Below are 13,023 nucleotides of genomic sequence, written 5' to 3' on the forward strand. Positions count from 1 at the left end.
TCTGGGTCATCCGTCCAGGTGATAGGTGGTTCGTGGAGTTCAAGGTGCTCGGCCCGCTCGCGGCCTCGGTCCCGCTGCCGTCGGCGGCTCAGCCCCGCCGGGTGCTCGCGGTGCTCCTGGCCCGGCCGAACGAGTACGTCCACCGGGACACCCTCGTGGACGAACTCTGGCCGCAGGGACCGCCGTCGAGTGCGGCCGCGGTCGTGCAGATGACGGTTTCCAAGCTGCGCAAGGCGTTGTCGCCCGGCGTGCCGGTGGACGATGTCCGGCAGCGGCTGCGGTCCGGCCGGAACGGCTACCGGCTGACCGTCTCGGCGGGGGAGCTGGACGTCACGGCCTTCTCCGAACTGACCGCCGCGGCCGCGAAGGCGACCGGTGCCGAGCGCGGGACGTTGCTCGACCAGGCGCTGGGATTGTGGCGTGGCCGGGCGTTCGCCGACGTTCCGGTCGGTCCGCTGGTGGAGGCGCACCGGCTCTGGCTCGAGGACCAGCGGAGTTCGGTACTGGGCAAGCTCGTGGAGCTGGAACTGGCGGCCGGTGACCACCGGGCGGTCGCCGACCGGCTGGGACCCGAACTGGCCGCCCGGCCGGGTGACGAACGCCTGGCCGGGTGGCTGGCCGAGGCGCTGCACGGCATCGGGCGCCGGGACGCGGCACTGGCCGTTCTCGACCGGTGCCGTCAGGCGTTGTGGGAGCACGCAGGTGTCTCGCCGGGGGAGGATCTGCTCGCGGTCCATCGCCGGATCGCGGGCACCGGCTGGTCAGCGGGCGGCGCGCCGTGCCGTCTGCCTCCGGCGACGCCGGATTTCACCGGCAGGGCCGGGGAACTGGCGGAGGTGGGACGCGCGCTGCGCGGTCCGGCCCCGGTCGTGCTCCACGGGGCGGCGGGGTCCGGGAAGAGCGCGCTGGCCGTCCAGGCCGCGTGGCGGGTGCGCAAGCGGTTCCCGGACGGGCAGCTCGTCGCCGATCTGCGGGACAACGGCGACGTACTCGTCGGATTCCTCCGCGCACTCGGCCTGGCGGAAGCGGAGATCCCAGCCGACCGGACCGGGCGGATCTCGTTGTGGCAGAGCCACACCGCGGACCGGCGGGTGCTGGTGATCCTCGAGAACGGCCGGTCCGAGGCCGAGGTACGGCCGTTGCTGCCGAGCGGTCCCGGCTGCGCGGCGATCGTCACGACGCGGCGGCGGCTGGCCGGGCTCGTCGGCGCCAGACCCGTCGAAGTCGGTGCGTTGTCCGACGCGGAGTCACGGGACCTGCTCGGCGCGATCGCCGGAGAGACCCGGTTGGCCGCCGAACCCGATGCCGTCCGCCGGGTGCTGGCCTGTTGCGACGGGCTCGCGCTGGCGGTGCGGGCGGCGGGAATGAAGCTGCTGCAGCGGCCGAGGCTGAGCGTCGCCGAGTTCGCGGCGCGCCTGGAGAACGAGCGCCTGCGTCTCGACGAACTCGCCGCCGGCGACCTCCGCGTCCGACCGGTACTCGCCGATGCCCTCGCCGAGCTGTCGCCACTGCGGCGGAAGTCCCTGAGATTGCTCGGTTTCCCCGGCGTCAGCGAGTTCGCCGGCTGGTTCGCGACGGCCATGCTCGGCCGTGCGCCCGGTGAAGCGACCGAACTGCTCGACGAACTGGTCGACGACCACCTGCTCCACGCCGAGCCGGACCGAACGGGCTTCGTCCGGTACCGATTATCGGGTCTGACCCGGCTCGCGCTCCGGGAACCACCGGATCCCGGAGCCCTTCGACGCGCGCTGACGGCCATGGCGGCGTTGGCCGAACACGCCTCCGCCGCCCTCGGCGCCGAGTATCCGCCGTCTCGGCGAGCAGACGTCCCGGCAGTGGTTTCGGACCGCGTCGCGGCCGACCCGATCGGCTGGCGTGACGTGGAAACCGCGAACCTCGCGCTCGCCGTCCGAACCGCGAAGAACCACGGCTGGACCGAGCTGGCCATGCGGCTGGCCGACGCTTACAGCGATCTCGTCGGCCCGAGGAAGGGCGGATCCCCGGCGTGGCTCGGGTTCGACATCGTGCGTGATCGCGTCGATCTCCCGGCGGAAGCGGGGAAACTGCTCAAGCTCGGGCATGCCCACGCCGACGCGGGGGATCTGGCGCGGGCGCGGACCTGTTTCTCGCTGGCGGAGGGCAGGTTCCGCTCCGTGGGTGACCATCCGGGCACCGGGGCCGCGCTCGTCGCGCTCGCCGACGTCGACGCGGACTCCGGGCGGACCGACGCGGCGGTCCAGGCGCTGAGAGAGGCACTGGACCTGTTGCGGGACTGCGGTGATCTCGGTGGGCAGGCGATGGCGTCGGCCCAGTTCGGCTCGCTGTGGGACGACCTCGGCGACTTCCGCCGGGCGAAGGAATGCTTCGACGCGAGCCTGCTGCTTTCGCTCCATTGCGAGGATGGACGGCAGCACGACAGGTCCGCCAAACGGTATGCCGACGTCCTGCGCCGCAACGGCCGCATGGACGAGGCAGGAGAGCTGCTGACGAGCGCGCTGATCGGCACGCGCGGCTCGCGTGAACGCCATTGGGAGGCGCACGTACTCCGGAGTCTCGGCGATCTCCACGCGAAGACCGGTGACGCGGGGGAGAGCGAACGATGCCTCTCGCGGTCGCTGGAGCTGTTCGAATACGTCGGGCACCGGCATGCCGCCGCCTACACGCACCGGAGCTTCGGCGAATCACTACGCCTGGCGGGTGAACACGGCCGCGCCGCCGAGCACCTGAGCCTGGCGATGAGCACCTTCCGTGACCTCGGAGATCGCCGAGGCGGCGGGTACGCCCTGCTCAGCTTCGGGCGTCTGCGGGCTGACGAAGGCGTCGCGACCGAAGCCGCCGAAGGGCTCCGGACCGCGGCGGGGCTCTTTCGTGAGCTGGGTTTCCCGGTGTGGGAATTGCGCGCGCTCAAGGACCTTTCCGCGGTGGACCAGAGCGGACGCCAGCGGGACCGGGCTCGTGAAGCCTTGACGAAGATCCGCTTCGGAGCGACTCCGGCATAGCCCGGTGGACGACCGCCGGCCGCGGCGTTTGGCGAAGTTATGGCAGCGGCGTGTTGACTCCTGCTCACGTGAGCGGACTTCGCGCCGCCCCGGATCGCGGCACTGGGGGTGGCGGCGCGTACTCGTGGCCGGGTGACGCCTTCCGAGGGCAGGAGGCGTCACCCGGTTCGACGACCAGGCGGTGTCCTGTGAGTCTGTTCGATGGGCTTCGTGGGCGCGAAGACCGCGGACCTGACTCGCAGGACAGTGCCTAGGACCGGACGTGCAGAATCGCGTCCGCGTCGTTCAGGATCCCTTGGTCGAGCGGGAAGTAGCCCTGCCGCGGGATGGGGTCGGTCCGGACGCTCGCGGGTGGGACTTCGGCTGTGGTGAGCAGGCCCCAGTCCGTGGTGACGTGTTTTTGAAGGAACCCTTCGTAGGTATCGGGCTCAGGCTCCTCGAGCGCTATGGCCTCGCTTCGGCCGAGGCTGGTGGCGATGAAGACGTAGCGGTCGCCGAGCAGCGGAGCCACCAGCGCCCCGGCCGGGAACCAGGTGATCTCCGTCCCCGCCACCTGCATCGTGCCCGCCTGGCGGCGCAGGTGGAGATTGTGCGAGAAGACCAGTGTCCTGCCCCGGCAGGCTTCGGCGGCGCGGATGTCCAGCAGATTCCGCGCCATGATGGCGTCCCTGGTCGCGACGAGGGGCGCGTAACGCTCGTGCGGCTCCAGCGGTTCGGCGCATTGCCGGTGATAGCGCAGCAGATCGATGCCCGCCATGAGGTGGATCTCCGCCCGCGACCAGTCCTCCGTGACCGGTTCCGGTTTCCGGGAGCGAAGCGCGGCGAGCAGGTCGGCCGCGATCGCGCGCAGCCGGTAGGCGTCGGCCGTGGCACCAGGCGACGAAGCCGCGTCCAGGACGGCTTCCGTGCGGCCCCAGCGCTCGTCGTCGCCCGCCGGGCCCGCGATGTCCACGTCGGCGCCCAGGAAGTCGCGGGCGTACTCGAGATAAGGCCGCGGGCTGGGCGCGGAGGTGTTCTCGGTCTGGGTGTCGAAGCCGTGGAACGAGAGCCGCTCCTCGGGAGGCCGGTTTTCGTTGAACTCGCGCATCCAGGCGATCAGTCGCCTGTTCGCCTCCACGGTGCCGAAGACGTGTGAGAAGCCTTCGCTCATCGCGAGGTCGAGGGTTCCGATGCCGTCTCGGACGAAGTCGTTCGCGACGAGCGCGGCCACGCGATCCGTTTCGAGGGCGATCGAGCGGAAGCCGCGGTCGACCAGTTGGGCGAACAGGGTGTTGCGGACCTCCGCGAAGACCGGGGTCGCGTGCGTCGGCTCACCCAGGGCGAGCAGGTCGCAGGAGGGGGTCACGAAGTCTCGGATGTCTTGACTCATGAGGTTCAAGCGTATCGTTGATGCCTCGGTTGAAACTTTACTCGGCGCTCTCCTGATAATATCGACGAAAGTCTCAAACCAGGTGTCAGGGTCACGTATGCGACGATCGTCATGATCGCCCCCACCTGTCACACCAGTGGCGAGTGAAGGGTGGCCAGGACGTCGGAACGGCCCGTGAAGGCCTCCTTGAGGGACTCTGGGTCCCTCAAGGAGGCCTTCACGGAAACCGGCGGCGGTCTGCCGTGCCGCAAGAAAAGCACTTCTGGATAACTCGCTCCAATTCCTTTCGTCCGCTATAAAGTTTAAGAACGCTTCGCGCGCGAAGGTGCTTCGCGTGCGAAGTGGCCCTTCGCGGAAATGCGCGAGCGCAAGTTATCAGCAGTTGAGGTGAATCACCGCGTGGCAATCACCGCGCGGCCGGAGTTCGGCCCTAGTTTTGCCCGCATGGTTGAGAAGGATTCGACGGCGCGGACCCGGGAACTGGGCCACCGCATGAAGGCGTTCCGGCAGCGCAGGCACTTCAGCGGAGCCGACGTCAGCCGCCGTAACGGCTGGTTGCAGAGCAAGGTCACGAGGTGGGAACAAGGGCTGCGTGAGCTGTCCGTGGTGGACGCGGCACTGTATCTCGCGACCTGCGGCGAGGCGGAGCCCGAACGTGACCTGCTGCTGGAACTGACCCAGCCCGGCGGAGATCTGTACTGGGTTCGGCCGTACTTCGACGAACTCGTCGACCCGATGAAATCCCTTGCTATCCAAGAGAATCTCGCGCACACGCTGGTGCGCTACGAGTCGTTGACCCTCCCCGGGCTGCTCCAGACCGAACCGTACGCCCGCACCGCCTTCGAGCTGATCGGCAACCGTGACCAAGCTCAGCTGGACCAGGTCGTGAACGCCAGGATGGAGCGGCAGCGGTTGCTGCAGCGCGATCGTCCGCCGCGGTGCCGGTTCTACGTCCACGAGCGCGCGCTGCGGTCCGTCGTCGGTGGTCCCCGGATCATGCACGAGCAACTGCTCCACCTCGTCCTGTCGGCGAACCTGCCGTATTGCTCCATTCGTATCGTCCCGGAAAGCGACGGGGTGGGCACGGTGCTCGAGAATTCGTTCACCATCATGGAATTCACGGAACATCCGGCGGTGGTGTACACCGATTCCTATGCGGCCGGTGTGTTCATCGACGATCGGGTCGCGGTCGAGGCCTATTATTCCCTTGTCGCGAGACTGGAAAGCGATACTCTGACCGAGGAGAGGTCCCGACAAATGCTCGCCGCATGGGCGGACCGGTACGACCGGATGGAGGAATGAGCCGTCCGGGGTTTCCCGCGGTCACCTCCTGGGGTAATCCTTCCTGGTAGCCGAGAAGAAGGAGTTCGTGGTGACGAAGACGCAGGGTGGTGCCCCGGTCGCCGAGACGGAGATCGAGCGGAAGTACGACTTGGCGGCCGACAGGCCCATCCCGCCGCTGGTCCCGGCCGGTCCCGTGACGAACCAGGCCGATCCGAGGGTCGACGTCCTCGACGCCACGTACTTCGACACCGCCGACTTCCGGCTCGCGCAGGCAGGTATCACGCTGCGGCGGAGGCTGGGCGGAAGCGACGAGGGCTGGCACCTCAAACTCCCAGTCGGCGAAGACCGGCGCGAGGAACTCCGGCTCCCGCTCGCGGGCAGGCCGGACAAGGTGCCGGGCGCGCTGGCGAAGCTGGTCCGGGCGCATACTCTCGGCGCCAAACTCGTCCAGGCCGCTCACCTGCGTACCGAGCGCACCTCGTACGCCTTGCTCGACGCCGAAGGCCGTGAGCTCGCGACGCTGACCGACGACGTCGTCACCGGCGAAGCGGGTGGGGAGAAGGCGCACCTCGACCGGTGGCGGGAGATCGAGATCGAACTCTCGCCCGGCGCCGACCCCGAAGTGCTCGACAGTCTGGATCAGGCGGTCGTGTCAGCGGGGGCCGAGCGGTCGAGGTGGCCGTCGAAGCTCCGGCGCTTGACCGACGAGCTCGTGCCTTCCCCGAGGGAGAAGTCGGGTTCGGTGCTGGCGGACTACTTCGCCGCGGAGCTGGACGCGCTGCGACGCAACGACATCGGGGTCCGCCGAGACGCCGAGGACGCGGTGCACCAGATGCGGGTTTCGAGCAGGCGGTTGCGCGGTGCGCTGCGGACGTTCCGGCGGTCTCTCGATCCGGACGTCGCGGAGGGGTTGGCCGCCGAGCTTCGGTGGCTGGGGGGTGAACTCGGTCCGGCGAGGGATACTGAGGTGATGTCGGCGCGCCTGCACGACGAGGTCAAGGCGCTGCCGGCCGAGCTGGTGCTGGGCAACGTCGAGCAACTGATGACCCGGCATTTCGCGCGCGAGGCCGAAGAGGCCAAGGCGCGGGCGATCCGGGCACTCGACAGCAAGCGATACACGGAGCTGTTGCGTGCGCTGGAAAAGCTCGTCCGCAAACCCCGGAAGATCAAGGATGGCAAGAAGGAACTACGCAAGGCGGTCGCGCGGTCGAGCCGGAAGCTGGACGAGGCCGTCGCCGCGGTGCGCGAGCTGGAGCCAGGCGCGGAGCAGGACGCCGCGCTGCACGAAGTGCGCAAGAAGGCCAAACGAGCCCGGTACGCCGCGGATACGGTCCGGCCGGTGACCGGCAAGAAACTTCGAAAATGGCGAAAGAACGTCAAGGCGGTGCAGTCCACGCTCGGCACGCATCACGACATCGTGGTCACCAGGGAAGTCCTGCGGCTCCTCGGTCTGCGTGCGTACGCCGAGAACGAAAACGCTTTCACCTATGGGGTCCTGCACGGACGGTCGATCGCCGCCGCCGAGTCCGAGCACCGGCGCTTCACCGGGCAATGGCAAGACTTGGGTAAAGGTTCTCGCCCGAAATGGCTCAAATGAGGTAGCCCGGGTTGACCTCTCGCCGTCGCCGAGTACCGTCGAGGGAACTTGGTGGTCTGGAGAGAGGCGCCCCCAATGTTGCCTGGCCAGCGCGTTCCCGGCGAAGCGCCGCCCCTGGCCGTGACCAGCAGCCGCCCCAAGGACGGCGTCCTCGTCCTCACCGCGGTGGGGGAGATCGACGCGGCCACGGTCGGGCGGTTCCGCACCGAACTCACCGGTGCGTGTGTCAGGGGACGGCACGTGATCCTCGACCTCTCCGGCGTCCGCTTCCTCAGCTGTGCCGGCTTGCAGGCGCTCGAGGAGGCCAACGCGGTGTCCCCGCGGTTCTCGGTGATCGTGAAGACACCTCTGGTGTCACGGATTCTGGACGTCAGCGGGGTCGGAGCCGATCTCGACGTCCGACGTGACGTGGAGGATCTGCGGCTCTAGTCCCCGTCGAGCTCGACCTCGTCGGCGGTGACGTCCGGCAGCAGACCGCGCCAGCGTGGGTTGCGCAGGCAGCCCGCGTCGGTCCAGCCGCCGAAGACGACCTCGCCGACGATGGTCGGCCGCGACCAGCGCGCGTCGCGCGCCTGTTTCTCCGGAACGGAGTGGAACGGGGATGTCTTGCGCTCCAAGCGGAAAAGCCGCCGGGAAAGCTCGGCGAGCTCGCTGCCCGCGAAGCCGACTCCCACGTTTCCGATGTACCGCAGGCCATCCTCGTGCGGGACGCCGAGCAGCAGTGAGCTGAACGTGTCCGCACGGCTGCCGCCGCCCGGTCGCCAGCCGCCCAGTACCACTTGCTGCACCAGGGTTCCGGTGATGGAAAGCCAGTCACCCGTGCGCCTGCCCGGGTGGTACGCGGAGCCGGCCCGTTTGGCGACGATACCGGCTAGCCCGTGTTCGCGAGCCGCCCGCGCGACCGCGCCACCGTCGCCGGGGTAGTACCGCGAGACTTGCCAATGCGGTCCGCTCAACCCGAGTTCGTCGAGGAGTTCTCGTCGGTCGACGTAAGACGTGCCGAGGCAGGAGCGGCCGTCGAGATGCAGGAGGTCGTTCACCAGGTAGAAGGCCGGATACCGGGGCATGAGCCGTTTGGCGGAGTTCTTCGTCGCCCGCACGCGGTGCCCGAGCCCTTCCGGACTCGGCTTCCCGCCGTCGAAGACGACGATCTCCCCGTCCAGAAACACCTCTGTGGCACCGAGTTGTTCCCCGAGGCCGCGGAACTCGGGATACAGCCCGGTGACGTCGTCACCCGAATCGTCGTAAGCGGTGATCCGTCCCCCGGACACCCGGATCAGGGTGCGGCGCCCGGACCAATCGAATTCGTAGGCCCATTCCGCGTCTTCGCCCGTGGACGGAAGCCGCCCCGGTTTGGTCAGCATCGGAGCGAGGAAAGAGGGGAGTTCCGCGCGGCCGGGATCGGCCGGGTCGAGTCTTTTGAGCAACCAGCCGTTGTCCCTGCCGTCCTTCTTCACGTTGAGGAACAGGTATTTCCCGCGGGCTCGCTCGCCATGGAAGACCACCTCGACCTTGTGGTCGTTGAAGTGCAGCGTTTCGTACCGGCCGGTGTCCCAGATCGTCATGGTGCCGCCGCCGTATTCGCCCGCGGGTATCTCGCCTTCGAAGGTGAGGTATTCCATCGGGTGGTCTTCGGTGTGCACGGCGAGACGGTCGAGATCCGGTGACATCGGCAGGCCTTTGGGCACCGCCCAGGAGACGAGCACTCCGTCCCGTTCGAGGCGGATGTCCCAGTGCAGGCTGCTCGCGTGGTGTTCCTGGATGACGAACAGATCGTCGGCACCGGTTTTACCATCGCGATCCGGAAGGGGCTCGGGAGTCCGCCCTGGTCTGCGTTTACGGCGGTATTCGCCGAGTTTCTCCGCCATGGTCGGCCGGCGCACCCCTCTCCGGATCGGGTCACGCAAGCCTAGCGCCGTTCCCGCACCTTCCGTACGTCGAAGGCCCCTTTTCCCGCGGTAAAAGCAGGAAAAGAGGCCTTCTCGCGATCCTGTTCAGTCGGTTTCGGCCAGTGCCTCTGCGAACTGGGCGGCATAGAGCCGGGAGTACGCACCACCGGTGAGCAGCAGCGTTTCGTGGTCGCCCTGTTCGACGATCGATCCGTTCTCCATCACCAGGATGACGTCCGCGTCGCGGATGGTGGAAAGCCGGTGCGCGATGACGAAACTCGTCCGGCCTTCGCGCAGCGAGTTCATCGCCCGCTGGATCAGCACCTCGGTCCGTGTGTCGACGGAGCTGGTGGCCTCGTCGAGGATGAGGATCGCGGGCTTCGCCAGGAACGCCCGCGCGACGGTGATCAGCTGTTTCTCACCGGCGCTGACCGTGCCGCCCTCGTCGTCGATCACCGTGTCGTACCCGTCCGGAAGGGTGCGGACGAACCGGTCGACGTGGGTCGCCTTGGCCGCGGCCACGACCTCGTCGTGCGTGGCGCCCTCGGAACCGTAGGCGATGTTCTCCGCGATGGTGCCGCCGAACAGCCACGCGTCCTGCAGCACCATGCCGGTCTTGGCCCGCAGGTCCTCGCGGTCCATCCCGGCGATGTCGACGCCGTCGAGAGTGATCCTGCCGCTGTCGAGTTCGTAGAACCGCATGAGCAGGTTGACCAGCGTGGTCTTCCCGGCGCCGGTCGGGCCGACGATGGCGACGGTGTGTCCCGGTTCGACGGTGAGCGACAGGTCTTCGATGAGCGGGGTGTCCTCGGTGTACCGGAACGACACGTGCTCGAACTCGACCTGCCCCCGCACGTCCTCGACCCGAGCGGGCTCGGCGGGCTCGGGTTCCTGCTCGTCCGCGTCGAGCAGTGCGAAGACCCGCTCCGCGGACGCGATCCCGGACTGCAGCAGGTTCGCCATGCTGGCGATCTGCGTGACCGGCTGGCTGAACTGCCGTGAATACTGGATGAACGCTTGGACGTCGCCGAGTGACAGGGTTCCGGACGCGACCCGCAGCGCGCCGATCACGGCGACCAGCACGTAGCTCAGGTTGCCGATGAACATCATCGCGGGCTGGATGGTGCCCGAGATGAACTGCGCCTTGAAGCTCGCGCCGTAGAGCGTGTCGTTGTGCTCACGGAAGACCTCTTCGGCCTCCTCCCGGCGGCCGAACACCTTGACCAGCGAGTGCCCGGTGTACATCTCCTCGATATGCGCGTTGAGCCGCCCGGTGGTGGACCACTGCTTGATGAACTGCGGCTGCGCCTTCTTGCCGATCTTGGCCGCGACGATCACCGACGCCGGCACCGAGAGGAGCGCGACGAGCGCCAGCAGGGGCGAGATGACGAACATCATCACGAGCACACCGACGACCATCAGCAGCGACGACACGATCTGCGCGAGCGTCTGCTGAAGGGACAGCGCGAGATTGTCGATGTCGTTGGTCGCCCGGCTCAGCACTTCGCCGCGCGGCTGGCGGTCGAAGTAGCTCAACGGGAGCTTGGCGAACTTCTCTTCGATCCGCTCACGCAGGTCGAACACCGCCCGCTGCACCAGGTTCGTGGTCAGCCTGGCCTGCAGCAGCGAGAAGAACGACGCCACGATGTAGAGCAGCAGGACCCACAACAGGACCTGGCCGACGGCGTCGAGGTCGATACGCTGGCCGGGGACGAAATCGATCCCCGAGTACAGGTCGGCGACGGTGTTGTCGCCCGCGGCCCGCAGCCCGGCGATGACCTGTTCCTTGCTCACGCCCGCGGGCATGTCCTTCGCGACGACGCCCGCGAAGATGAGGTCCGTGGCCATTCCGAGGATCTTCGGGCCGATGACGCTCAGCGTGACACTGGCGATGCCGAAGATCAGGATGCCGTACAGCATGGCGCGCTGTGGTTGCAGCAGGCGCAGCAGCCGTTTCAGGGATCCCTTGAAGTCCAGGGCCTTCTCGGCGGGCTGTCCGCCCATGAAGCCGGCTGGGCCGCGGCCGAAACCGCCTCCGCCAGGGCCGGGGCCCCGTGCCGCGCTCGCGCGCTCGCCCACCGGTTTGGCGGTGGTGTCCGAAGAAGACTGTGTGGATTCGGGCGCGCTCATCAGGCGGCCTCCTGCTCGGTCAGCTGGGACAGCACGATCTCCCGATAGGTTTCGTTGCCGTCCATGAGTTCGGTGTGCGTGCCGCTCCCGACGACGCGGCCTTCGTCGAGCACGACGATGCGGTCGGCGTTGCGGATCGTGCTGACCCGCTGCGCGACGATGACCACGGTCGCCTCGGCGGTTTCGGCCGCGAGCGCCCGCCGCAGCGCGGCGTCGGTCGCGTAGTCGAGCGCGGAGAAGGAATCGTCGAAGAGGTAGATCTCGGGGCGCCGCACCAGCATCCGCGCGATCGCGAGCCGCTGCCGCTGCCCGCCGGAGACGTTGGTCCCGCCCTGGGCGATGGAGGAGTTCAGGCCCTCGGGCATCCGTTCGACGAAGTCCTTGCCCTGGGCCACCTCCAGCGCGTGCCAGAGCTCCTCGTCGGTGGCGTCGGACTTGCCGTAGCGAAGATTGCTCGCGACCGTACCGGCGAACAGGTACGGCTTCTGCGGCACCAGCCCGACGGCGTCGGACAGCACGGTCTGATCCAGTTCCCGGACGTCGACGCCGTCGACCCGCACGGAGCCGCCGGTGACGTCCATCAGCCGGGGGATCAGGTTGAGCAGCGTGGTCTTGCCGCTGCCCGTGCTGCCGATGATCGCGGTGGTCTCACCGGGCAGGGCCAGCAGCGAGATCTCCCGCAGCACCGGCTTCTCCGCGCCGGGGAAACGGAATTCCACATCGGACAGTTCGAGCCGTCCGTGCACCTCGCCGGGGCTGATCGGGTTCTCCGGGAGGACGACGCTGGTGTGCGTGTCGAGCACCTCGGTGATGCGCTCGGCGCTGACCTCGGCGCGCGGCACCATCATGAACATGAAGGTGGCCATCATGACCGCCATCAGGATCTGCATCAGGTACGAGAGGAACGCGGTGAGCGCGCCGATCTGCATGCTGCCGTCGTCGATCCGCAGCCCGCCGAACCACAGCACGGCGACACTGGAGGCGTTCATCACGAGCATGACGATGGGGAACATGAGGGCCATCAGCCTGCCGACGACGAGCGAGACGTCCAGGAGTTCGGTGTTGGCCTTGGTGAACCGCCGCCGTTCGTGCGTGTCCTTGACGAACGCCCGGATCACGCGGATGCCCATGATCTGCTCGCGCAGGATCTGGTTGATCTTGTCGATGCGCTCCTGCATCAGCCGGAACGCCGGGCGCATCTTCGCGATGATGACCCCGACCGAGACACCGAGGATCGGCACCGCGAGCACGAGCAGCCACGAAAGGGTGACGTCCTGGTTCAGCGCCATGATGATGCCGCCGAAGCACATGATAGGCGCGGACACCATCAGGGTGAAGGCCATCAACGTCAGCATCTGCACCTGCTGGACGTCGTTGGTGGTGCGGGTGATCAGCGACGGCGTCCCGAAGTGGCCGACTTCGCGGGCCGAGAAGTCCTGGACCCGGTGGAAGATCGCGCCGCGGACGTCCCGGCCGACCGCCATCGCGGTCCGGGCGCCGTAGTAGACGGCGCCGATCGAACAGGCGATCTGCACCAGCGACACGAGCAGCATGACGCCGCCGACACCGAGGATGTAGTCGATGTCGCCCTTGACCACACCGCCGTCGATGATGTCGGCGTTCAGCGTGGGGAGGTAGAGCCCGGCGAGGGTCTGGACGAACTGCAGCAGCACGATGAGCCACAGGTCTCGCCGGTACGGGCGCAGGTGAATGCGCAACAGCTTGGTCAGCACAACGGTTTCTCCCCAGTGGTGG

Annotated in this window: 8 protein-coding genes; 4 read left to right on the plus strand and 4 right to left on the minus strand. The window is 68.0% G+C overall.

All coding sequences use genetic code 11. The features are described from left to right. Nucleotides 1-32: 32 nt before the first annotated feature. On the plus strand, nt 33-2,999 hold the full coding sequence (locus BLW75_RS01790) for an AfsR/SARP family transcriptional regulator (RefSeq protein WP_034307752.1): 2,967 nt from the start codon (nt 33-35) through the stop codon (nt 2,997-2,999). Nucleotides 3,000-3,249: 250 nt separating this feature from the next. Here BLW75_RS01790 and BLW75_RS01795 read toward each other — a convergent pair whose 3' ends face one another. Next, nucleotides 3,250-4,368, minus strand: coding sequence for an erythromycin esterase family protein (locus tag BLW75_RS01795; protein WP_034307749.1), 1,119 nt, complete (start codon nt 4,366-4,368; stop codon nt 3,250-3,252). Between the two features lie 444 nt (nt 4,369-4,812). Here BLW75_RS01795 and BLW75_RS01800 point away from each other — a divergent pair, with 444 nt between their 5' ends. The 3 genes from BLW75_RS01800 to BLW75_RS01810 all read left to right on the plus strand — a co-directional run bounded on the left by BLW75_RS01800 (nt 4,813) and on the right by BLW75_RS01810 (nt 7,678). Continuing rightward, the gene (locus BLW75_RS01800; protein WP_034307747.1) at nt 4,813-5,670 is read left to right on the plus strand and encodes a helix-turn-helix domain-containing protein; all 858 of its coding nucleotides are present in this window, start codon (nt 4,813-4,815) and stop codon (nt 5,668-5,670) included. A gap of 70 nt (nt 5,671-5,740) precedes the next feature. After that, nucleotides 5,741-7,249 carry a CYTH and CHAD domain-containing protein gene (locus BLW75_RS01805; protein ID WP_241783381.1) on the plus strand — a complete coding sequence of 503 codons (1,509 nt, stop codon included), beginning with the start codon at nt 5,741-5,743 and terminating at the stop codon, nt 7,247-7,249. Between the two features lie 75 nt (nt 7,250-7,324). Beyond that, nucleotides 7,325-7,678, plus strand: coding sequence for an STAS domain-containing protein (locus BLW75_RS01810; RefSeq protein WP_034307742.1), 354 nt, complete (start codon nt 7,325-7,327; stop codon nt 7,676-7,678). Here BLW75_RS01810 and BLW75_RS01815 read toward each other — a convergent pair. From BLW75_RS01815 to BLW75_RS01825, 3 genes are all read right to left on the minus strand, one after another. Next, entirely contained in the window at nt 7,675-9,117 is a 1,443-nt protein-coding gene (locus BLW75_RS01815) for a DNA polymerase ligase N-terminal domain-containing protein (protein ID WP_241783379.1), read from the minus strand. The two genes, BLW75_RS01810 and BLW75_RS01815, sit on opposite strands and share 4 nt — an antisense overlap. A 126-nt stretch (nt 9,118-9,243) precedes the next feature. Continuing rightward, the gene (locus tag BLW75_RS01820; RefSeq protein WP_034307738.1) at nt 9,244-11,268 is read right to left on the minus strand and encodes an ABC transporter ATP-binding protein; all 2,025 of its coding nucleotides are present in this window, start codon (nt 11,266-11,268) and stop codon (nt 9,244-9,246) included. Then, entirely contained in the window at nt 11,268-13,001 is a 1,734-nt protein-coding gene (locus tag BLW75_RS01825; RefSeq protein WP_034307736.1) for an ABC transporter ATP-binding protein, read from the minus strand. Before BLW75_RS01825 ends, BLW75_RS01820 begins: the two co-directional genes overlap by 1 nt. Nucleotides 13,002-13,023: the final 22 nt, after the last annotated feature.

Origin of the sequence: Amycolatopsis lurida, from assembly GCF_900105055.1 — a bacterium.
Classification (GTDB): domain Bacteria; phylum Actinomycetota; class Actinomycetes; order Mycobacteriales; family Pseudonocardiaceae; genus Amycolatopsis; species Amycolatopsis lurida.